Source organism: Pseudarthrobacter sp. CC4 (assembly GCF_048957775.1).
GTDB lineage: Bacteria > Actinomycetota > Actinomycetes > Actinomycetales > Micrococcaceae > Arthrobacter.
Genome location: NZ_JARCCZ010000017.1, coordinates 61,832 through 82,278, shown reverse-complemented (window position 1 = coordinate 82,278; position 20,447 = coordinate 61,832). Strand labels below are relative to the sequence as shown.

Annotated in this window: 19 protein-coding genes; 10 read left to right on the top strand and 9 right to left on the bottom strand. The window is 68.7% G+C overall.

Annotation, left to right across the window (positions count from 1 at the left end; all coding sequences use genetic code 11):
* The first annotated feature begins 16 nt into the window (after window positions 1-16).
* Genes PV768_RS13005 through PV768_RS12995 form a run of 3 tightly spaced genes read left to right on the top strand, consistent with a single transcriptional unit; the run spans window position 17 to window position 2,355 of the window.
* The gene (locus PV768_RS13005; protein ID WP_323057508.1) at window positions 17-643 is read left to right on the top strand and encodes a nucleoside/nucleotide kinase family protein; all 627 of its coding nucleotides are present in this window, start codon (window positions 17-19) and stop codon (window positions 641-643) included.
* A 58-nt stretch (window positions 644-701) separates the two neighbouring features.
* Window positions 702-1,694, top strand: a complete 993-nt coding sequence (locus PV768_RS13000; RefSeq protein ID WP_421093221.1) for an aldo/keto reductase — start codon at window positions 702-704, stop codon at window positions 1,692-1,694.
* 10 nt (window positions 1,695-1,704) lie between these two features.
* The gene (locus PV768_RS12995) at window positions 1,705-2,355 is read left to right on the top strand and encodes an MBL fold metallo-hydrolase (protein WP_421093220.1); all 651 of its coding nucleotides are present in this window, start codon (window positions 1,705-1,707) and stop codon (window positions 2,353-2,355) included.
* A gap of 89 nt (window positions 2,356-2,444) precedes the next feature.
* Here PV768_RS12995 and PV768_RS12990 read toward each other — a convergent pair whose 3' ends face one another.
* The gene (locus tag PV768_RS12990; RefSeq protein ID WP_323057511.1) at window positions 2,445-4,331 is read right to left on the bottom strand and encodes a DEAD/DEAH box helicase; all 1,887 of its coding nucleotides are present in this window, start codon (window positions 4,329-4,331) and stop codon (window positions 2,445-2,447) included.
* A gap of 389 nt (window positions 4,332-4,720) precedes the next feature.
* Here PV768_RS12990 and PV768_RS12985 point away from each other — a divergent pair, with 389 nt between their 5' ends.
* Complete coding sequence (locus tag PV768_RS12985; RefSeq protein ID WP_421093219.1) at window positions 4,721-5,491, top strand: class I SAM-dependent methyltransferase; 771 nt, start codon at window positions 4,721-4,723, stop codon at window positions 5,489-5,491.
* Window positions 5,492-5,554: 63 nt separating this feature from the next.
* Here the strand turns inward: PV768_RS12985 and PV768_RS12980 are convergent, their stop codons facing one another.
* Window positions 5,555-6,955 carry an MFS transporter gene (locus PV768_RS12980; RefSeq protein ID WP_421093218.1) on the bottom strand — a complete coding sequence of 467 codons (1,401 nt, stop codon included), beginning with the start codon at window positions 6,953-6,955 and terminating at the stop codon, window positions 5,555-5,557.
* A 14-nt stretch (window positions 6,956-6,969) separates the two neighbouring features.
* Window positions 6,970-8,289 (bottom strand): MFS transporter, encoded by a 1,320-nt coding sequence (locus tag PV768_RS12975; protein ID WP_421093217.1) that lies wholly within the window; start codon window positions 8,287-8,289, stop codon window positions 6,970-6,972.
* Between the two features lie 290 nt (window positions 8,290-8,579).
* Here PV768_RS12975 and PV768_RS12970 point away from each other — a divergent pair, with 290 nt between their 5' ends.
* The 3 genes from PV768_RS12970 (at window position 8,580) to PV768_RS12960 (ending at window position 10,799) form a co-directional block, all read left to right on the top strand.
* On the top strand, window positions 8,580-8,849 hold the full coding sequence (locus PV768_RS12970) for a hypothetical protein (RefSeq protein WP_321214624.1): 270 nt from the start codon (window positions 8,580-8,582) through the stop codon (window positions 8,847-8,849).
* Window positions 8,850-8,884: 35 nt separating this feature from the next.
* A complete protein-coding gene (gene trmB, locus PV768_RS12965) occupies window positions 8,885-9,808 on the top strand; it encodes a tRNA (guanosine(46)-N7)-methyltransferase TrmB (RefSeq protein WP_157240599.1) in 924 nt (307 codons plus the stop codon).
* Between the two features lie 142 nt (window positions 9,809-9,950).
* The gene (locus tag PV768_RS12960) at window positions 9,951-10,799 is read left to right on the top strand and encodes a DUF1206 domain-containing protein (RefSeq protein WP_421093216.1); all 849 of its coding nucleotides are present in this window, start codon (window positions 9,951-9,953) and stop codon (window positions 10,797-10,799) included.
* Between the two features lie 66 nt (window positions 10,800-10,865).
* Here the strand turns inward: PV768_RS12960 and PV768_RS12955 are convergent, their stop codons facing one another.
* Entirely contained in the window at window positions 10,866-11,528 is a 663-nt protein-coding gene (locus PV768_RS12955) for a zf-HC2 domain-containing protein (protein WP_321214627.1), read from the bottom strand.
* Complete coding sequence (locus PV768_RS12950; protein WP_157240595.1) at window positions 11,525-12,025, bottom strand: sigma-70 family RNA polymerase sigma factor; 501 nt, start codon at window positions 12,023-12,025, stop codon at window positions 11,525-11,527. Before PV768_RS12950 ends, PV768_RS12955 begins: the two co-directional genes overlap by 4 nt.
* A gap of 167 nt (window positions 12,026-12,192) precedes the next feature.
* On the opposite strand from PV768_RS12950, the gene PV768_RS12945 reads away from it, so the two are divergent.
* A complete protein-coding gene (locus PV768_RS12945) occupies window positions 12,193-12,723 on the top strand; it encodes a hypothetical protein (RefSeq protein WP_421093215.1) in 531 nt (176 codons plus the stop codon).
* Between the two features lie 10 nt (window positions 12,724-12,733).
* Here PV768_RS12945 and PV768_RS12940 read toward each other — a convergent pair whose 3' ends face one another.
* The 3 genes from PV768_RS12940 to PV768_RS12930 form a co-directional block, all read right to left on the bottom strand.
* Window positions 12,734-13,456, bottom strand: coding sequence for a hypothetical protein (locus tag PV768_RS12940; RefSeq protein WP_321214629.1), 723 nt, complete (start codon window positions 13,454-13,456; stop codon window positions 12,734-12,736).
* Window positions 13,449-14,027, bottom strand: coding sequence for an RNA polymerase sigma factor (locus tag PV768_RS12935; RefSeq protein ID WP_421093214.1), 579 nt, complete (start codon window positions 14,025-14,027; stop codon window positions 13,449-13,451). The genes PV768_RS12940 and PV768_RS12935 overlap by 8 nt, the downstream gene beginning before the upstream one ends.
* A gap of 192 nt (window positions 14,028-14,219) precedes the next feature.
* On the bottom strand, window positions 14,220-14,903 hold the full coding sequence (locus PV768_RS12930) for a protein tyrosine phosphatase (RefSeq protein WP_421093213.1): 684 nt from the start codon (window positions 14,901-14,903) through the stop codon (window positions 14,220-14,222).
* A 179-nt stretch (window positions 14,904-15,082) separates the two neighbouring features.
* Here PV768_RS12930 and PV768_RS12925 point away from each other — a divergent pair, with 179 nt between their 5' ends.
* Window positions 15,083-15,676, top strand: coding sequence for a DUF5655 domain-containing protein (locus tag PV768_RS12925; RefSeq protein ID WP_421093212.1), 594 nt, complete (start codon window positions 15,083-15,085; stop codon window positions 15,674-15,676).
* A gap of 75 nt (window positions 15,677-15,751) precedes the next feature.
* Here PV768_RS12925 and PV768_RS12920 read toward each other — a convergent pair whose 3' ends face one another.
* On the bottom strand, window positions 15,752-16,603 hold the full coding sequence (locus PV768_RS12920) for a DMP19 family protein (RefSeq protein ID WP_157240583.1): 852 nt from the start codon (window positions 16,601-16,603) through the stop codon (window positions 15,752-15,754).
* Between the two features lie 256 nt (window positions 16,604-16,859).
* Between PV768_RS12920 and PV768_RS12915 the strand changes: the two genes are divergently transcribed.
* Window positions 16,860-20,363 carry an SNF2-related protein gene (locus PV768_RS12915; RefSeq protein WP_370460780.1) on the top strand — a complete coding sequence of 1,168 codons (3,504 nt, stop codon included), beginning with the start codon at window positions 16,860-16,862 and terminating at the stop codon, window positions 20,361-20,363.
* The last annotated feature ends 84 nt before the right edge of the window (window positions 20,364-20,447 follow it).

Sequence of the window (20,447 nt, the reverse complement as noted above, 5' to 3'; positions counted from 1 at the left end):
AGTCTAGGCTTTTGGCATGGACTCCCCCGAGATCGCCCAGGCCATGGACGCCCTCCGGCGCCGGCTGGTTCCCGGGACGCGCGTCATCCTGGGCATCGCCGGAGCGCCCGGCTCGGGCAAGTCCACCTTCGCGGCATGGATCCGGCAGCAGTTCGGGCCCGGGCAGGCCGTGGTGGTCCCCATGGACGGCTTCCACCTGGGCAACGCCATCATTGACGGCACGCCGCTCCGGCAGCGCAAGGGGGCCATGGACACGTTCGACGCCGGCGGTTACCTTTCGCTGCTGGACCGCCTGGCCCGCCGCGACGAGCCGGTGGTTTACGCACCGGAGTTCCGGCGCACCCTGGATGAACCCGTGGCAGCCTCCATTGCGGTGCCGGCGGAGGTGCCGCTGGTCATCACGGAGGGCAACTACCTGCTGATGGAGCAGGGACCATGGAAAGACATCCGCGCCCGGCTGGACGAGGTGTGGTTCGTGGACACGCCGCCGGCGCTGCGGCTGGGCCGGCTCGTGGAAAGGCATGTCTCGTTCGGGATGGACCGGCAGGCGGCGGAAGCGTGGGCAGCCGGTCCCGACGAAGCCAATGCCGTGCTGATCCAGGCCACCCGGCAGGCGGCGGACCGGGTGATCCCCTGGGATTAGGCCGTGCCGCGATTGTGAATATTTGAACCTGAACAAGAGCAAACGAACAGGAGAACCCATGGCTTCCACAGTTGGACTCGGCGACGGCCTCAACGTCAGCCCCCTCGGCTTCGGCGGAATGGCGCTCACGCCGGTCTACGGGGAGGTGGACCCGGAGGATGCGCTCCGGACGCTGCATCACGCCGTCGACTCCGGTGTCAGCTTCATTGACACCGCGGACATCTATGGCGGGGGCAGCAACGAGGAACTGATCGCCCGGCTGCTGAAGGAGCGGCGGGACGAGGTCCAGCTGGCCACCAAATTCGGGTTGGTGGGTACGCCGGCGGACGGCTACACGGACATCCGGGGTGACGCCGGCTACATCCGCCGGGCCGTAGACCGCAGCCTGCAACGGCTGGGCACAGACGTGATCGACCTCTACTACATGCACCGCCGTGACCTCCGCGTTCCGATTGTGGAAACCGTGGAGGCCATGGCGGAGCTTGTGCAGCAGGGCAAGGTCAAACACCTGGGGCTGTCTGAAGTGACGGCCCAGGAGTTGGAGGACGCCTCCGCCGTCCACCCCATTGCGGCGGTCCAGAGTGAATGGTCCATCTGGAGCCGCGACGTGGAACGCAACGTTGTTCCTGCCGCGGCCGCCCTGGGAGTGGGTTTTGTACCGTATTCGCCGCTGGGCCGGGGATTCCTCACCGGCACCCTGGACGCCTCGAGCCTGGGCGAGAAGGACTTCCGACGCCGGATCCCCCGTTTCGCCCTGGATGCTGCAAGTGCCAACCAGGCAGTGGTGGACACCGTCCGGTCCGTGGCAGGCCAGCTGGGCGCAACGCCCGCGCAGGTGGCACTCGCCTGGCTGTTCGCCCAAGGCAGGCGGCTGGGCCTGCCGGTGGTCCCCATCCCCGGCACCCGCAAGCGGCACCGGATCGACGAAAACCTGGGCGCCCTGGCCCTGGACCTCGCCCCGGCCCAACTGGACGCTTTGGACCAGGCCTCGGCCGCCGTCGTCGGTTCCCGCTCAGCGGACCCCAACTGGGTGTCCGAGGGCCGTGAATAGACTCAGGCCCATGGACTCACTTCTGTATGACCTGCCCGCCCTGACCATCCGCCGCATTTCAGTCAGCGAAATGGACAACAACGTGTACCTGCTGACAGCCAAAGGCAGCGGCGAGCAGGTGCTGATCGACGCCGCGGACGACCTTCCCGCCATCCAGCAGCTGCTGCAGGACGGCGCCGCTGACACGTCCGCACCAGCCCGGCTGGCCGTAGTCGCCACCACGCACCAGCACTGGGACCATGTCCGGGCGCTGAAGGAGCTGGTGGCCGCCACCGGGGCTTCGACCGTTGCGGGAACGGACGACGCCGGTGCGTTGCCTGTCGCAGTGGACCGGCCCCTTGGGCACGGGGACACCGTTGCCGTGGACGGCTTTTCGCTCACGGCCGTCCACCTGCGCGGGCACACGCCGGGCTCGACTGCCTTTGTGTATGAAGACCCCGAGGGGCCAACGCACATCTTCTCCGGCGACTCGCTGTTCCCCGGCGGCGTAGGCAACACCCAGAAGGATCCGGAGCGCTTCAGCCAGCTGCTGTCCGACGTCACCGAGCGGCTGTTCGGCGCCTACCCGGACTCCGCCGTCGTCCACCCGGGCCACGGCAAGCCGACGACCCTGGGTGCTGAGCGGCCGCACCTCGAGGAGTGGCGCGCCCGCGGCTGGTGAGCACCCCGCCGCTTTCCGCTACCGAATCGGACGGCCGCTCCGGGGATCCCGGGAGCGGCCGTCCGTTTCGGGCGCGAAAGTCCGAAAGGTTAGCGGCTGCGGCGTTCGTTCGACGCCGGAGCCGACGCGCGGCGGGGACCGCTGCGGGCGGGACGGCCGGAGCCGCCGCCGTTGCTTGAGCCGTAGGACCCGCCGGAGGTGCCGCCGGTGTTGGAGGACCAGACGGCTTTGTTGCCGCCGGTGGCCGCACCTGCACCAGCGGAGCGTGAACCGCCACCGCGGGTACCTGCACCGGCACCTGCTGCGGCCCGCTGGCCGGTTGCCGGACGACCACTGCGCTGGCCACCCGAGGTAGCCGGGCGCCCGGTGCCGCCGCGCGGGGCGTCGCTGCGGGTGACGCGTGATTCTGCACGGCCGTCCGAACCGCGGCCGGCCGATGCACGGCCACCTGCTGCGGGGACGTCGTTGCGGTGCGTGGAAGCGGTGACGCGGCCACGGTTGTTGCGCCGTGCCGCTGCCGCCGCAATGGCGCGGTCCTCGTTCTGCTCAGCCACCCGGTCGAATGCCGCGCGGGCTTCGGTGCGGCCCTCGAAGGCCACGGCCCGGCGCTCGGCGCGGGGAACATCGGTGCGGACGGGCTCGGCCGAAACCTTGCCCCGTCCGCCGCGTCCGCCACGGCCGCCCGTGGTGGGTGCGGCCTGCCGGCGGGCGCGCTTGCGCTCGGCGTTGGCACCGGTGGAGGTGCCGCCGCCCTGCTGCGCGGCTTTCTTGGCCAGCAGTGCTGCGCGGGTGCGCGGATCAATCTTGTCGGCCATCTCGCCCACGAGTTCTGCAACCAGCGGTGAGTTGGCGGTGACGCGCTCGAAGTTGACCTCGACGCCGGCGGCCTTCATCAGCTTCTTCACGTCGGACTGCTGCTCCGGGAGGGTCAGCGTGACCACGGTGCCGTCGGAGCCGGCACGGGCGGTGCGGCCGGAACGGTGCAGGTATGCCTTGTGCTCGGTGGGCGGATCAACGTGGATGACCAGTTCGACGTCGTCCACGTGAACACCGCGGGCGGCGACGTCGGTGGCCACCAGGACGCGGACGTCACCGTTGGAGAACTCGGCGAGGTTGCGGTCACGGGCGTTCTGCGACAGGTTGCCGTGCAGGTCGACGGCGGGGATGCCGGCGTCGGTCAAGGTCTTGGCCAGCTTGCGGGCGTGGTGCTTTGTCCGCATGAAGAGGACACGGCGGCCGGCGCCGGAGGCCAGCTCCACGATCAGCTGCTTCTTGACGGTCTGGTCGTTGACCACCAGGACGTGGTGCTCCATGGTGGTGACGGCGGCCTGCGGGTCATCCACGGAATGGGTCAGCGGGTTGGACAGGTAGCGCTGGACGATCTTGTCCACACCGTTGTCCAGGGTGGCGGAGAAGAGCAGGCGCTGGCCCTGGCTGGGGGTCATGTCCATGAGCTTCTTCACCACGGGCAGGAAGCCGAGGTCGGCCATGTGGTCCGCTTCGTCCAGCACGGTGATTTCCACGGCCTCAAGGGTGAGGATGCGCTGGCGGATCAGGTCCTCCAGGCGGCCGGGGCAGGCGATGACAATGTCAACGCCGGCACGCAGGGCCTTTTCCTGCCTGGCCTGGGAGATGCCGCCGTAGATCACGGTGGTGTTCAGGCCGGCGGCCTTGGCCAGCGGCTCGATGGTGGCGTTGATCTGGGTGGCCAGTTCGCGGGTGGGTGCAAGGACCAGGCCCATGGGGCGGCCGGGCTTGCGGAAGTACGGGGCTTCGCGCTCGGCGAGCCGGGCCACCAGCGGGATGGCGAAGGCAATGGTCTTGCCGGAGCCGGTACGGCCGCGGCCCAGGACGTCGCGTCCTGCAAGGGTGTCAGGGAGGGTCTTCACCTGGATGGGGAACGGGGTTTCGATTCCCTGGGCGGTGAGGGTGTCAGCAAGGGCTTTGGGCGTGCCGAGGGCAGCAAATGTAGTCAAAGTCAAAGGTCTTTCAGGCGGTATCCGTGCGGATATCGGCCCCCGATGCCGGTTGGCTCAAGGGTTCGCCGAAGAAAATTCAGGTGATCAACCAGCCTGCTGCCGCTTATGCAAAGCGGCGGCCGGGACCAAATGGAACGCGTTCATCGACGCAGGATGTGCCTCTCACATGAAAAAAGCCCAGTCCCTGGATGAAGGAGGACCTTCACACCGGAAAACCTGGGCATCACTGCACATCAAGTTCCACCAGTCTAGCATCCCGGGACCGCTCCCCGTTTCCGCCCCTCCCAACTAGGTAGCGCCAAGTGTCGTTTTGACCCCTGAAAACGACACTTAGCGCTACCTAGTTGGGCGTTGCCTTGGGCCCGGGGCCGGGGCAGGCTTGAGGCATGAGTGAACACGCGCCCCACCGGAATGAAGCGCAGCATCCTGCACCGCAGCAGAAGATGCACGACGCCGGCCCCTCCGGCGGCACGTTCGCCGAGGGCGTGGCAGTACACACCGGAGCCGATGCCGCGGCCATCTGGGACGACCGCTACCGCAGCAAACCCCGGCTGTGGAGCGGCAAGCCCAACCCCCAGCTGGTGCGGGAAGCCGGCGGCCTCCGTCCCGGGAAAGCGCTGGACCTCGGCTGCGGCGAAGGAGCTGATGCCATCTGGCTTGCCCGGCAGGGGTGGACAGTCACCGCCGTCGACGTTTCCGCGGTGGCCCTGGACCGGGCACGTTCCCATGAAAAGGCCGAGCTGGCCCGCGAAAGCGTCCATGCCGCGGAGGGCGCCATCGGAAGCCGGATCACCTGGCAGCAGGCTGACCTTGACCAGTGGGATCCCGGGGACTCCTTCGACCTGGTGACATCGCAGTTCCTGCACTCGCAGGAGCTCACCTGGCAGGGCCCGCTCCGCACCGCCGCGGCGGCAGTCAAGCGCGGCGGCACGCTGCTGGTGGTGGGCCACCACCCGGACAGGCTGCCGCCGTGGGGCGGCGGGCACGACCACAGGGGGATGTTCTACACCGGTGACGAGCTCGTCCGGGAGCTGGGACTGGACAGCCCCGAATGGCAGCTGGAGGTCCAGACCAGCCGGGAGCGGCCGGTAACGGGGCCTGACGGCCAGCACGCAACGATCGCCGACGTCGTCCTGCGGGCCACCCGGTTGCCCTGACCCCGCGCCAGGAATCAGGCCAGCCACAGGAATCAGGCCTGCCCGGGAGCTCCGTCGGGCGCGCTACGTGCGCGGGCGGCCGGTGACCCGGGGCGCGACGGCGGCCGCGGCTACGGCGAGCACGGCGGCGAGGCCGAAGACCCCGGCGAAGGATTCCGTCGTCGTCGTAAACGCTGCGAAGACGAGGCCCGTCGCAGCGAGGGCCAGCGCCCCGCCCAGCGAGTCCGCGATGGACATGGCGGAGCTGTTGAAGCCCTCGTTCTCCTTGCTGGACAGGGCCAGGGTCATGACACTGAGCCGCGGATACAGCAGCCCCATGCCTCCGCCGGCGAAAATCCAGCCGGCAATCGCGACGGCGGCAGGCCAGTGGAGCGCGGTGGTGGCCAGGGCGAGGATCACCGCCCCGAGGACCATCAGCGCGCCGATGACCGCCGCACGGCGATGGGACAGCCTGGTGCCCAGGCGGCCCTGCACTGCCGCCGCTCCTGCCCAGGCCAGCGCCCCGCCGGTAAGCGTAAGGCCGGCGAAGGTGGGCGAAAAGGCGTACTGCTCGATCAGCAGGTACGGCAGGTAAACCTCGGCCCCGAAGAACGCGGCCGAGGCGAGCCCGCGCACCAGGATCACGCTGGGCAAGCCGCGGCGGGCGGTGAGGGTGCCCCGCGGCACCAGCGGGCGGACGGCCAGCAGGGCAATCACGACGGCGGCGGCCGCCAGGAGTGCCGGAGCGGCGGGAACGCCGGGGATCCGGATCTCCCGTGACAGGTTGAGCCCCAGCACGGCGAGCGCCGCCAGGGTTGCCCAGGCCAACCGGCCCAGCGCCCAGGGTGGCGGCGGATGCGGCTCCCCGGCCGGTCCGGGAGGGGGTTCCAGTCCCCGGAGCACAGGCGCGATCATCAGCAGCGCGGGGATGACCAGCCCCACCACGCCCAGGAACACCCAGTGCCAGCTGAAGACCTGCGCAACGATCCCGGCCGCAAAGGGCCCCACCAGGGAGGGGACCACCCACGCCGCGGAGAACGCGGCAAAGATCTTGGGGTGCAGGGCGCCGGGATAGATGCGCGCCACCAGCACATACAGCGCCACTGTCAGGGCTCCCCCGCCCAGGCCCTGCACCAGGCGGCCTGCAACCAGCACGGGCATGGACACCGCGGTTCCGGCAATCAGCAGGCCCAGCACAAACAAGGCCGCGGAGGCATAGAGCGGGGCTGTGGGGCCGCGCCGGTCGGACCAGTTTCCGGCGGCAACCATGCCGATCACCCCTGTTGCCAGCGGGCCGGCAAACGCGAGCGCGTAGAGTCCTGCGCCGTCGAGTTCGCGGCTGACCAGGGGCATGATGGTGGTGACGGCCAGGGATTCGAACGCCGCCAGGAACACCAGGGCGCACGTGCCCACGGTCACCCAGAGGTACGGCCCCCGGAGGATGCCCGCGGCGGGACGGGTGGCTGGAACAACGGAATCCTGCACGTCAGCCTGGCCCCTTAACTGACGAACCGGTTGCGGCCGGCGCGGTATCCGAAGATCCCCGCCAGCAGGCCCACCACCAGGAACAGGACACCCGCGGCGGTGAAGGACCCTGTGGCCTGGTGCAGCTGGCCCACCATCAGCGTGCCGGTGGAGCCCAGCCCGTAGCCCACGCCCTGCATCATTCCGGACAGGTGTGCGGCGGTGTGCCCGTCGCGGGTCCGCAGCATGATCATGGTCAGCGCCACGGCGGTCAGGCTCCCCTGGCCCAGCCCCAGCAGGCCCGCCCACACCCAGACCAGGTCCAGGGGGCCGAAGATGCTGAGCGCGAAGCCTGCCCCGGTTAGCAGGGCCACGGTGGTGTTGATGGCACGTTGGTCCTTCGACCTGGCGGCAAGTGCGGGCGCGAACAGCGAGCCAATCATCTGCAGCACGATGGACATCGAGACGATCAGCCCCGCCGTTGCCCCGTCCACACCCCGTTCCCGGAGTATCGGCGCCAGCCAGGCGAAAACGCTGAAGGACATCATTGCCTGCAGCACCATAAAGATGGTCACCTGCCATGCCACCGGGGAGCGCCACACGTTCACGCCGTCCCGGACGGCCTGGTGCCGGATGCGCGGCTGGCGGAGGGCCACCGGGAGGAACAACAGAAGGACGACGGCGGCAGGCACCGCCCAGAACCACAGCGCCAGGGTCCACTCGCCCGTTGCCGTGTAGACCGGGTAGGTGAAGCCGGCCCCCAACGCCGCCGAGGCGCAGATGGCCGTGGTGTAGAGCCCGCCCATCAGGCCCAGCCGGTGCGGGAAGTCGCGCTTGACCAGCCCGGGCAGCAGCACGTTGCACAGGGCGATGGCCGCCCCGCAGGCCGCTGTCCCGGCCAGGAGCGCGGGCAGGTGGCCGGCGGCCTGCCCGGTTCCCGGCAGGCCGAGTTCAGCGGGACGCAGCAACAGCCCTGCCGTAAGCACCGCCATGGCGCCGAGGAGCACGCGCTCGGCACCAAACCGCCTGGCCAGTACGGGGGCCAGGGGTGCGAACACGCCCAGCAGCGTGACGGGCACGGTGGTCAGCACCACCACGGCCCAGCCGGGCAGGGCTGCCTGGGCCGTTACCTCGGGGAAGACTGCGGAGAAGCTGGAAAAGACTGTCCGCAGGTTCAGTCCAATCAGGACCAGGCACAGCCCCAGGTATACGAGCTGCCGGCGGCTGCCAACCTGGGTGGGCCCGGGCGCGGGCGTCTCGTCAACCTCTGCGTCCACCAGCGTCCCTGACTGCCCCTTCACCGCAGGGTCAATTGCCCGGCGGTTCCTTGCCTCGGCGTTGGTCGCTTCCCTCATCCGCCCATTCTTGCAGGATGGGTTGGCTGCCTGGTTATCCACATATGGACCGCGGCACCTTCCGGCGGTTCCGCCCCGGCCCCTACGTTGGAACCCGCAGCAGCCGCAGGTTGCTCAGTGATCACGCAAACGACAGGAGGGTGATGGGCATTCAGCCACCGAATGAGCCACGTGGGCACGGGCTGTCGCAGGCTGGGGAAACCCCGGCTGAGAGTAGGGCGCCCCAAGTCCACGGCAACGTCCGCAAAGCAAACGCCAGCCTGATATTGGCCGGCCTTGCCCTTGCCAGCATGACGATTACTGCGCCGCTGGCCATGTTTGCCATGCTTGCCACGTATCCGTCCAACGGCCCCTCAGAGACGCCCTGGCTGGTGCCTTTGGTGTTCTTCAGCCTGCCCCTCCTCTTTTCGCTGCCGTCCCTGGCACTGTCCGTCCCCATCGTGTACGGCCAACCGCAGTCATCGCCCGGGCGGCGGCGGGCTGCTGGTGCACTGTGCATCGGCGGCTTAGTGGTTGCCCTGGCCGCGGGGCCTGCGCTGGACCAGTTGGGGAAACTGTGAGCAGCGCATTGGCGTGCGCCGCTATTCTGGAAGTGATGAGCGAATCCCCAGAAAACCCCCAGCAGCCGCATGTCCCGAGGCCCGTCACGCCGGGGACGCAGGCTTCCTTCGGCACGTACGGCGGCCGGCCGGTCAGCTTCGTCCGCCGCGGCACGCGCCTGCAGGGCCGCCGGCAGGCAGCCTGGGAGGAGCATGCGGAACGGTGGGCAGTGGACGTCCCCCGCCACATTGCGAACACCTCGGTCCACCCCGACTACACGTTCGACGCCGAAGCCGAGTTCGGCCGCAAGGCTCCCCTCATTGTGGAGATCGGTTCGGGCCTGGGCGATGCCGTGTGCCACGCCGCCGAGCAGAACCCGGACACCGACTTCCTGGCAGTCGAGGTCTACACCCCGGGCCTGGCCAACACCATCATCAAGATCAACAGCCGCGGCCTCAGCAATGTCCGGGTGGTGGAGGCCAACGCCCCCGAGGTCCTGGCCACGATGCTCCCGGCGGGCTCCGTCAGCGAACTGTGGGTCTTTTTTCCCGATCCGTGGCACAAGTCCCGGCACCACAAGCGCCGCCTCATCCAGCCGGAGTTTGCGGACCTCGCGGCCCGTGCCCTGAAGCCGGGCGGCCTGTGGCGGATCGCCACCGACTGGTCCAACTACGCCGTCCACGTCCGGGATGTCCTGGCAGGTTCCAAGGACTTTGAAAACCTGCACACCGGCGAGCGCCGCGGGCCCGAAAGCCCCCTCACGCAGGTGTGGCAGTCGGGCGTCGAGTCCGTCGTTGGCGGAGCACCGGTCCGGGAGGGCCGCGCCCCCGTCAGCACCGAGCACACCGGACCCAACGAAGGAATCGACGAAACCGGAGGCTGGGCGCCCCGGTTCGAAGGAAGGATCCGGACCAGCTTCGAGGCCAAGGCCCACGAGGCCGGGCGTCTGATCTTCGATCTCTGCTACCGCCGGCTGTAGGACCTTCCTGCAGGGCCGCAGCCGGCGTCAGGCCACGCTGCTGCCGCCACTCCCGCCGGCCGCCAGGGCCCGGCCACTGTTCCGCACCGCCTTCGCGTGGCACGATTGCCCTGTGTGCAGGGGGCGCACGCCAGCTCAGCGGATGCACAAAGGAACAGCCATCAAAAAGGAAATGAAGCAGGCCGTCGACGCGGCGGAGAACGTGACCAACTCCCGGACGCTGGAACTGCTGGCGAGGGCAGGGTTCGCGGCGAGCGGCATCCTGCACCTGCTGGTCGGCGCAATCGCCATCCGGTTGGCGTTTGGAGGTACGGGGAACGCTGATTTCAGCGGCGCGGTGGCCGAGCTCGCCACCCAGCCCGCGGGGCCATTCCTCCTGTGGGCAAGCTTCGCGGCCTGCGCGGGGCTGGCACTGTGGCAAACCAGCGATGCCATCTTTGACTACAACCGCCTGCCCACCAAGGAAAAAGCCGGAAAGAAGGCCAAGGCGGGCGCCCAGGCGCTCGTCTTCACCGGACTCGCGTTGACGCTCATGTCCTTCGCCCTGGGAACAGGGTCCGGCGCGGACAACCAAAAGTCCGCCACCGACCTCACCCTCACCCTGATGAAGGCTCCCGGCGGTGTGGCCCTGCTGGTCCTGCTGGGCGCCGCCATCGCCGTCACCGGAGTCATCTACGGCATCCGCGGCCTCAGGAAATCCTTCGAAAAGCACCTGGTCATGCCGGCTGCCCCGCCAGCCCGGACTGCCGTTACGGTGCTTGGCGTCGCGGGGTACGTGGCCAAGGGCACGGTGCTGCTGCTGACGGGACTGCTGATCGCGGTCGCCACCCTCCAGGCCCATCCGGAGGACTCCACGGGGCTCGACGGCGGGCTCCGCGCCCTCCGTGACCAGCCCTTCGGCGTCTACCTCCTGGCCGCGGTGGGGGCAGGCCTGATCTGTTACGGCGTGTTCATGATGGTGCGCGCCAAGCTGGGCAAATTGAACCACTAGCCTGTTTTGGCGGTTCCACGGGGCTGGCGCTACCCCAAGGGTGGTGCTTCCCCACGGGCCGGCACCTCAGGGCACGGTGATCACGGCCACGGCGCGTTCGGTGGCATCGCGCAGTTCAACGCTTGAGATGCTCCCCAACTGAAGCGGCGTGGCCCCGGTGACCTTGACCCTGCCGCTGGGAGTCGCCGTCCAGGCGCACGCCCGGTCCTCACCGCCATCACGGTCCCGTACCCACAGGGACAGCGTCCCCTCGGCCGGGAGGCTGCTGCCGTTCACGGCAAGCTCGGTTCCCCAGGTCTTCCGTGCGAGGTCGACCCTGAACTGGAGGCCGCCGCCGGACTGTACCGAGTAGGTGGCGTCCGGCTGCGGGGGCCGGACCAGGAGGGGACCGCCCGCCAGGCCCAGGGCAAGGCAGGCGGCGGCTGCGGCGGCTGCCAGCGCCGTCCACCGCCGTCGTAATGTCCGACGGCGGTGCGCCAGTTTGCGCAGCAGCGGCGCCGGATCGGGGGACGGCACCGGATCCGGCAGCCTCCCGGGCACAGCCGTGAGCGCCACTGCGTCCGGCACGGGGAGGGCGTCGAGCAGCACGGGAATCTTCTCCAGGCCGGCAAGTTCGTCGCGGCACTTCCCGCACTCCTGCAGGTGGGCCTCGAACGTTTCGAGGTCCTTGGCGTCGAGGCCGCCCAGGAGGTAAGCGCCCAGCAGCTGGTGCGGTTCCGCGGTGTTCACCGTTCCACGCCCATCTCGTCCAGGATGGTGCGCAGCGCCCGCACGGCGTAATAGGCGCGGGACTTGACCGTTCCGCTGGGGATGTTGAGCTGGACGGCGGCCTCGTTCACGGTGAAGCGCCGGTAGTGCAGGGCCACCAGGACGTCCCGGTGTTCCTTGCTCAGCCGGACCAGGGCCTCCTCGACCAGCACGCGGTTGAGGAGCTCGTCCACTCTTTCCATGACGACGGCGGGCTCGGTAACGTCGCCTTCCAGCATCTCGGCGGGGCGGCGCTGCGCCCTGCGGTAGTTGTCGATAATGATGTTCCGGGCCGTCCGGTACAGGTAGCTGCGGAGGCTCCCGGTGATTTCAGGCGTTTGCTGCCAGACGCGCAACACGGTTTCCTGGACCACGTCCTCCGCGAGCTGCGGGTCGCGGGAAATGCCCAGCACAAAGCGGCGCAGGGCAGCGCCGTGGTCGCGGTAGATGGACTTCACCACGTCCTCGTCAAGCGGCATGCCGTCCCTCCTGCCGGGTTCTTCGCACAGTTCTTTATACGCCCGTAAAGACGCCATGGGACGGCGGAAGGTTCAATGCGCAGGCGGGGTGAACCAAAGCCCGTCCCGGTGCGTCGTAGGGGTTAGCGTCCGGTGATCCGACGCCGGGCCCAGCCAAGGAGCAAACCATGAAACACACCTTAGCCGCAGGCCTCGCCGCGCTGGCCCTTTCCGCGACGCTGGCTGCCTGCGGCGGCAGCACCGGCACAGCACCGGCCACCACCAGTCCAGCGGCCACCAGTCCCGCGGCCACTGCGGGATCACCCGCAGCCACTGCAACCGCCAGCACCGCCGCCGACCTCAAGACGGCCTCTTCAACCGCCGGGACCATCGTTGTGGACGCCAAGGGCATGAGCGTCTACTTCTTCACGAAGGATTCAAAGGATTCCGGCACCAGCGCCTGCACGGACGCCTGCCTTGCAGCGTGGCCGCCGGTCACCACTACCTCGGAACGGCCGTCCGCGGACGGCGTCAGCGGGACGCTGGGCACCATCGCGACGCCGGACGGGAAGAAGCAGGTAACCCTGGAGGGACTGCCGCTGTACTACTTCGCCAAGGACGCCAAGCCCGGCGACATCCTGGGCCAGGGCGTCAACAATGTCTGGTACCTGGCCAGCCCGTCAGGCGCCATGATCAAGGCAGGTGGTGCAGCGTATTGAGAGCCGTGCTTTAGGGCACCGGGACGGTGGGCAGTGTCCGGGGCAGCGGGATGTCCGACGGCCCGGGGACGGGGACCGGCGGACGGCTGAGGCCGTCCGCGAGGTCCTCCGGAACGGCGGTGGGCAGCGTGCCGGCTGCCGGGACGTCGGCGGGCTTGCCCGGCACGGCCTGGCCGGGAGCGGTTGCCGGGGCTGTGGGCTCTTCGGAAGGCACAGCCGGGACTCCGCCGGCCGGCACGGAATCCGGGGCGGGGGCTGGTACGGCCGGGGCTGTTGCCGGGCCTTCTGGATTCGCCGGGAGGGGCGCAGCGGGTTCCTCGGCCCGGTTGCCGGCAGGTGCTCCCCCGGAACCGGTCACGAATGACGTGATGCTGTGGCCCAAGTGGGTAAAAGACTCGCGGATCCCCTGGTCCGACGCCGCGGCAACAGCGCCGCCGGCACTCAGCGAAACTGCCACGGACAGCGCGGTGAGCGCGAGGCGCCGCTTGGCCCTGCGGCGCGCCGCCAGCTCATCCGCACGAGGGACATCCTCCACGGTTGCGGTCTGGTGAAGGGCCGCTGCCCCGGCCGGCGCCATCAGCGCAGCGACCGCGGCGGAGGGCTCGGGCGCCGCGTCAGCGAGCTCACGGAGCTCCAGCAGCGCGGGGCGGAGCCGGGCGTCGTCGTCCATGCCTGCCTCCAGGAGCAGCTGGTTTACGAACGCGTCGCTGCGGGATGCTGCGGTGTCACTCATGATTCGCCTGGTTTCTTTGAAGCGTCTGTGCCTTGAGGTTGTGCAGGGCCCTGCGCTGGAGCTGTTTGACGGCTCCGGTGCTTTTGCCCATGATGTCCGCTACCTGTTCTATGGACAGGTCGGCCACTACGCGGAGGGCCAGTACTTCCTGGTGTTCCTCGCTGAGTCCGTCCAGCATTGCAGCGGCGCCGCCTTGAAGTTCAACGGCGTGTTCTTCCGCCGACGGCGTGGTCCTGGCGTCCTGCGCGGGATCGTAGCGGCTCAGCTGGGGCCTGCGCTCCAGCCGGCGGTAATAATCAACCATCCGCGCGTGTGCAATGGAAAAGAGCAGAGACTTGGCGCCTTGGAGCCCGCCGGTGAGAGCGCCGATTTTCGGGTAGAAGGCAAGGAACACGTCCTGCGTCACCGCCTCCGGATCATCCACCCCGCGCGCCCGGAGGTACCCCTGGACGGGGCCGGCGAAGGACCTGTAGGCAGCACCGAACAGCACCGCCGGATCTGTTCCGGCCGTACTCTCGAGTATGTCGGTCTCTTCTTGGGCCAAAGTGCTTAGCACCAGCGGCTCCTCCATCCCGGGACGCGGCTCACGCCTGTCCCGGTCTCCGGTTCGGACTGCCAGTCTCCATGGTGTTGCGTGCCGTCATTCGGCATCTGGTCCGGGGCACGTTGCGGCACGTGCGGCTGGCGTTCGTGCAGTCCCGGACTGCCGTACTGCGGGAACGGAGCCACTGCCGTTCCCGCAGTACAGACTACCGACTGGCGGCTAGCGGACCGAAACGGAGGGGGTGTCCACTACGCTGCCGGCTTCGGCGGGGACAGCCGGAACGGCGGGAACGGCAGGTTCGCCGTCGACACCGGGAACGGCGGGAACTGCCGGAACAGCAGGCGCCTCGGGAAGTTCAACATCAACAGCTGCAGACCCTGTGGCGGCGGCGCCGGCTTCAGCGGCGGCGTCAGCCTCGGCAACGACGTCGGCGCAGAAGCTTTCGATGTTTGCCTCGCCTTCAGCGGCGATCACCAGCGAGGAGAAGCCCTCGGAGGAAGCGTTCAGGCCGCCGTTGGTGAAGGCGGTGCACAGGCCGAAGGCTGCGGCACCGGCTGCATCAACGGCCGTGTTGGCACCAGCGGAGGCAGAGGCCTTGGCGGAGACGTTTTCGTCGGTGACGGTGGCGCCGCCTTCGGCCGCAGCGTCGGCGTCTGCATCTGCGGAAGCGTCGGCGTCAGCAGCAGCGTCAGCGGCCGCCTCGGCAGTTGCCTGCGCGTCGCCTGCTGCTTCTGCTGCCAGCTTCGGGGCCGGGGCGCCGAAAAGGTCGTGGGCGGTCTGCTGCGCCTCGGCGGGGAGGACACCGGAAACGGCGGCGGCGCCGGTTCCGCCGACGGCAATGGTGCCTGCTGCCAGGACTCCGGCGGCTACTTTGCTGGTGGCAAGAACGGTGAACAACGACATAAGAGACTCCAGAAACTAGACAACACGTTTGGTTCGGGCCCGGCGGGCGGACCCATCACCTCCTACATCGCAGGGGAAGGCGGAAAGGTTACGGAGGGCCAAAAGTTTTTTTCACGCCCTGCTGCAGGAGGCCGCACCGGCTGCCGGACGGCCGGGACCGGCGGCGCTACGATCGACCCATGCCTACGGATCCGGAACCCACAAAGAAGGCCAGCACCTGGCAAACAATGGTGGACAACAATAAGGCGCTGCTTCTGCGGAAGACAGGCAAAGACACCGCGCACTGGGCAGGTCAGGCCCGCGCGGCCGGCATCAAGGACGACGACGGGCTCCGCACCTGGATGCGGGACGGCTTCGGGGTGACGGGTTACGCCCGGTATGCGGTGTCATGGGAAATGTTCGGCTACCCGGAGTTCATGCTCCGGGACGCCGATGAGCTGCTCGACGGCCAGTACGCCGGCCACCCCCGGCTGCGGCCCATCGCGGACGCCATCCTGGGCTGGGCGTCCGCCACCGAAGGCGTGCAGATCCAGATGCGGAAGGGCTACGTTTCACTGCACAGCCCGCGGCGCAAGTTTGCCCAGGTTACCCGCACCACCAATACGGCAGTGGATGTGACCCTCCGGCTCGACGGCCCTGCTGAAGGCAGGATCGAGGCAGCCAGGACCCGGGCGGACGACCCCTTCACCCGGAAGGTGCGCCTGACGTCCGTGGACCAGGTGGGTGAGGATCTGCTGGACATCCTCGTGACCGCCCTGCAACAGAACCGCTGACAGGCCAAGGGCACGGCACCCGGGCGCGCCTGGAGTACGGCGGCCCGGGCCGTCAATGCCCGGCCGCTAACGCTCCTAGGCGTTGGCCATCTCGGTGTCGGCCTCTTCGAACTCCACCGCGGCCACGATCTCCCGGGTTTCCGGGTTGATCATGTAGGCCTCGTCCTCTTCCTCGACCATGAGGAAGTCGCCGTGATCGGTGGAGAAGTGCCACGCCAGGACGCGCTCGCCGTCGTGGACGTAGTTGGGGTCGCCCATGGTGATCTTGAGGAGCTCATACCCCGCAACGCTGCAGAGCTCGCGGATGATTAGCTCAAAGTCGGGAGCCTCCTCCAGCGCTTCGGCTTCGGCCTGGGCCTTGCGCTCGGGCAGGTCGGTGATCATTGACGCCAGGCGCTCAATGTACGCGCCGACCTCTTCGTCGTCGAGCACCAGCAGTTCCGCCTGGCCGCGCAGCCAGGCAGCGTTAAGCGCGGTGATGTTTTCGCTCTCCAGCAGCTCCTCGAACTCGCCGTCGAGCTCCTCCATCCGGAGGACGCCCTCGGGAGTGTCCTGCGTGTCATCCAGGCCGCCGTCGAGGTAGTTCTCCTCGTCCTCTTCGGAAAGGTCGTCGAACGCCTCAACTGCCCTGTTGAAGAGGTCAAGGTGGGCGGCGGCGCCCATGCCCGCCATGCCTTCGCGGATCAGCGTGTCAGTTTCGGACCTGTCGACGGCGGTGAACACGTACTGCGCGAAACCGCCCTCCAGCGCCTGGGTGAGGTAGAAGTCCACGTAGTAGCTGCGGACGGCCACGGGTGACATCTCTTCGGTCCGGAGCAGGGCGGTGTGCATGGCATCCACGATGCTCACGTTGGCCTCTACGACGTCCTCGTCGCTTGAGTCGATGCTGCTGCTGGTCAGGACGACGGGCTGCTGGCTGGTGATCATGGAAATCCTCACTGCTGTTGACGGGTGGTGCAGGGTACGTTTTCACGCTACGTCGGGCGGGCCGACGTGTTGCTGAGGAAGAAATGAACGTCGGGCGAAGTTTCCGGGTCGGCGAAGTTTCCGGCGCCGGGGCAGCCGGCGAAGGGCGGGAGCCGCGGGAACGGCGGCACGCCACGCCCGGCCGGCGAACTAAGATGGATCAGATAACCACCCACCGGCCGCGGCCCGCCGCGGCCTGCTGAAAGTAGCGCGCACCATTCCATCCCAACCGGACGAAAGTACGGCACTGGCAATACAAACCCCCGCCATCAACGACCGTTCCCTGGCGGCCGGGCTGGCGTATGCCATGGGCAGCCGCGTCTCGGGCATTTCGTTCGACGCCGCCACCGGGCTCATGCTGGGCAAGGTCCGCGGCGGGGCGGACGTGCCCTACTCCACCACTGCCAAGCTGGTCCGCAAGGCAGGCGGCTGGAGCTGCACCGTGGGCGTGTGCAGCTGCCCGGTCCGCAAGGACTGCAAGCACGTGGCCGCGCTGCTCTTCGCCGCCGAGGACAACCCCGCCATCCGCGTGCAGCTGCTGGCGCCGTCAACGTCCACACAGCTGTCCCGCAGCCCGTCCGCTCCCGCCCTGTCCGACTGGGAGCAGGCGCTCAGCCCGCTGATCTCGCAGGGAACCGCACCTCCCAGCACGGGTGTTCCGCTGGCGCTGCAATTTGAGATCGAAGAACCCGCCCCGCACTTCTCCTACACAGGTCGGCGGGACCCGCTCCGCAGCGTGCGCCAGCTCAAGGCCCGGCCGGTGATCATGGGCGCCAAGGGCAAGTGGATCCGCGGTGACGTCTCCTGGACCACCCTGAACTACCTGAACTTCCGGCGCGAGTGCAACCCGGCGCATGTGGAGTGGATGCAGGAGTTCCTGGCCGGCCATTCCGCCGCTGCCGGCCGGACGTACAACCCCTCCGGCTTCTGGCTCGGCCTGAACTCCTACGCCGGCAAGAACCTGTGGAGCCTGCTGGCAGACGCCCGCAAGATCGGCCTCACCCTGGTGCACTCGCGCGGCACTGAGCCTGTGCGGCTCGCCGAAGCCCCTGCCGCCGTCGGCCTTAACCTCGGCCGCTACGGCTCCCCCGGCACCGGACCCTCCGCCGCCGGGGCAGGTTCCCAAGGCACAACAGCTGCCGACGGCGGGCTGGAACTGGCGCCCGCCATCACCGTGGAGGGGGCCGAGGTTGATCCGGCGTCCGTGGGCACCATCGGCCGGCCCGCCCACGGGATCTTCTTCACCGCCGGAGAAGCGTCGTTGCCCGGCGTGCCCGACCCCGACGGGATCATCACCCTTGCACCGCTGGAAAGCGGCCTGAGCGAGGAGCTGCTCGCGTTCGTGACGGCCGGCAGCACCCTGCACATTCCGGCCAAGGACGAATCGCGCTTCCTGACCGGCTTCTATCCGAAGCTGAAGCAGACTGCCCGGGTCACTGCCAGGGACGAATCCGTCGAGCTGCCGGCGCTCGCAGTCCCCACCCTGTCCCTGCTGGCAAACTACGGCGCGGACCACCGCGTGCGGCTGCACTGGGAGTGGCACTACAAGAGCGGAAACCTCGTCACGGCCCAGCCCCTCTGGCGCCACCCCGGCGACCACGGCTACCGCGACGACACCGCCGAGGCCCGCATCCTGGAAGGCATCGGCCAGCCGTGGGACATGGTGCCGGCGCTGGGCGAGTCCGCCACCGGCGGCTGGGGCACCCCCCGGCTCGCGGCCTCCGCCGAACTGACGGGCCTGGACACCCTGGCCTTCACCGAGGAGGTCCTGCCGCGCCTGCGCGAAGCCCCCGACGTCGAGGTGGACACCGTGGGCGACATCGCCGACTACCGCGAGGCCGAGGAAGCTCCGGTGGTGTCCCTCTCCACCAAGGCCACCGAGCAGCGCGACTGGTTCGACCTTGGCATCCAGATCTCGCTGGAAGGCCAGCCGGTGTCCTTCGCCGCGGTGTTCTCCGCCCTGGCCGCCGGGCAGACCAAGATGCTGCTGCCCAGCGGCGCCTACTTCTCCCTGGACCTGCCCGAGCTGCACCAGCTGCGCGCGCTCATTGAGGAAGCCCGCTCGCTGCAGGACAACAAGGACGCGCCGCTGCAGATCAGCCGCTTCCAGGCCGGCCTGTGGGATGAACTGGCCCAGCTGGGTGTCGTGGACGAGCAGGCGGCCGCGTGGCGGTCCGCGGTGGGGGGCCTGCTCGAAGGCGGCATGGACGGCCTCCCGCTCCCCGCCACCCTCAACGCGGAGCTGCGCCCGTACCAGCTGGAAGGCTTCAACTGGCTCACCTTCCTGTACCGGCACAGCCTGGGCGGCATCCTCGCGGATGACATGGGCCTCGGCAAGACCGTGCAGGCGCTGGCCCTGATGTGCGCCGCCAAGGAGCTGGCGCTGGCGGCGGCAGACACTCCAGCGTCCGACGCCGGCGCTCGCCGCAGCGGTGACAGCATCACCGGCGCCATCGCTTCAGCAGGCCAGCCCGACGCCGGTGCTCCCTTTTTGGTGGTTGCCCCCACCAGCGTGGTGGGCAACTGGGCCGCGGAGGCGGCGCGCTTTGCGCCCGGCCTGAAGGTGCACGCCGTCAGCGAGACGTTCGGAAAGAGCGGGCAGGACGCCGCGGAGGTCCTGGCCGGGGCGGACATCGTGATCACGTCCTACGCCCTGTTCCGGATCGATTACGAGTCCTATGCCTCCCGCACATGGTCCGGCCTGGTGCTGGACGAGGCGCAGTTCGTGAAGAACCACCAGTCCAAGGCGTACCAGTGCGCCCGCAAACTGCCGGCGGCGTTCAAGCTGGCCATCACGGGCACGCCCCTGGAAAACAATCTCATGGAGTTCTGGGCCCTGACATCGATTGTTGCGCCGGGGCTCTTTTCCAGCCCCAAGCGCTTCGCGGAGTACTACCAGAAGCCGGTGGAAAAGAACGGTGACAAGGCGCAGCTGGACAAGCTCCGCCGCCGGGTCCGCCCGCTCATGATGCGCCGCACCAAGGACCAGGTGATCAAGGACCTGCCGCCCAAGCAGGAGCAGATCCTGGAAGTGGTGCTGAACCCGCGCCACCAGAAGGTGTACCAGACCCACCTGCAGCGCGAGCGGCAGAAGATCCTGGGGCTGATCGAGGACGTGAACAAGAACCGGTTCACCATCTTCCAGTCGCTGACCCTGCTGCGCCAGCTCAGCCTGGACGCCTCGCTGATCGACCCGTCGCTCTCGGGCGTGCGCTCCAGCAAGCTGGACGTGCTGTTCGAGCAGCTGGAGGACCTGGTGGCGGAAGGCCACCGCGCCCTCATTTTCAGCCAGTTCACCGGTTTCCTGGGCAAGGTGCGGGATCGGCTGGACGAGGAAAAGATCGAGTATTGCTACCTCGACGGCAGCACCCGCAACCGCGCGGACGTGGTCAACGAGTTCAAGAACGGCAGCGCTCCGGTGTTCCTGATTTCGCTGAAGGCCGGCGGGTTCGGGCTCAACCTTACCGAGGCCGACTATGTGTTCCTGCTGGACCCCTGGTGGAACCCGGCCTCGGAGGCGCAGGCCGTGGACCGGACCCACCGGATCGGGCAGGCCCGGAACGTGATGGTCTACCGGCTCGTGGCGAAGGACACCATCGAGGAAAAGGTCATGGCCCTGAAGGCCCGCAAGTCGCAGCTGTTTTCCGATGTCATGGAAGGCGACGCCCTTGCCGGCGGAGCCATCACTGCGGAAGACCTGGCCGGGCTGTTCAAGGAGTAGTGGCGAAGGCGGGGCTTTGTGCCCTACGTCCGCTTCGGGGAGGCGCCGTAACCTGAAACCGGCAGAGCGGCCGGGGCGCCTGCC

What these genes read in the sequence shown, in the direction of transcription:
- PV768_RS12940 (WP_321214629.1), bottom strand. Translation starts at nt 13,456, where the DNA reads ATGAGTGACACCGCAGCATCCCGCAGCGACGCGTTCGTAAACCAGCTG.
- PV768_RS12960 (WP_421093216.1), top strand. Translation starts at nt 9,951, where the DNA reads ATGCACAAAGGAACAGCCATCAAAAAGGAAATGAAGCAGGCCGTCGAC.
- PV768_RS12945 (WP_421093215.1), top strand. Translation starts at nt 12,193, where the DNA reads ATGAAACACACCTTAGCCGCAGGCCTCGCCGCGCTGGCCCTTTCCGCG.
- PV768_RS12985 (WP_421093219.1), top strand. Translation starts at nt 4,721, where the DNA reads ATGAGTGAACACGCGCCCCACCGGAATGAAGCGCAGCATCCTGCACCG.
- trmB (WP_157240599.1), top strand. Translation starts at nt 8,885, where the DNA reads ATGAGCGAATCCCCAGAAAACCCCCAGCAGCCGCATGTCCCGAGGCCC.
- PV768_RS12970 (WP_321214624.1), top strand. Translation starts at nt 8,580, where the DNA reads ATGACGATTACTGCGCCGCTGGCCATGTTTGCCATGCTTGCCACGTAT.
- PV768_RS13005 (WP_323057508.1), top strand. Translation starts at nt 17, where the DNA reads ATGGACTCCCCCGAGATCGCCCAGGCCATGGACGCCCTCCGGCGCCGG.
- PV768_RS12975 (WP_421093217.1), bottom strand. Translation starts at nt 8,289, where the DNA reads ATGAGGGAAGCGACCAACGCCGAGGCAAGGAACCGCCGGGCAATTGAC.
- PV768_RS12925 (WP_421093212.1), top strand. Translation starts at nt 15,083, where the DNA reads ATGCCTACGGATCCGGAACCCACAAAGAAGGCCAGCACCTGGCAAACA.
- PV768_RS12935 (WP_421093214.1), bottom strand. Translation starts at nt 14,027, where the DNA reads ATGGAGGAGCCGCTGGTGCTAAGCACTTTGGCCCAAGAAGAGACCGAC.
- PV768_RS12930 (WP_421093213.1), bottom strand. Translation starts at nt 14,903, where the DNA reads ATGTCGTTGTTCACCGTTCTTGCCACCAGCAAAGTAGCCGCCGGAGTC.
- PV768_RS13000 (WP_421093221.1), top strand. Translation starts at nt 702, where the DNA reads ATGGCTTCCACAGTTGGACTCGGCGACGGCCTCAACGTCAGCCCCCTC.
- PV768_RS12920 (WP_157240583.1), bottom strand. Translation starts at nt 16,603, where the DNA reads ATGATCACCAGCCAGCAGCCCGTCGTCCTGACCAGCAGCAGCATCGAC.
- PV768_RS12995 (WP_421093220.1), top strand. Translation starts at nt 1,705, where the DNA reads ATGGACTCACTTCTGTATGACCTGCCCGCCCTGACCATCCGCCGCATT.
- PV768_RS12950 (WP_157240595.1), bottom strand. Translation starts at nt 12,025, where the DNA reads ATGCCGCTTGACGAGGACGTGGTGAAGTCCATCTACCGCGACCACGGC.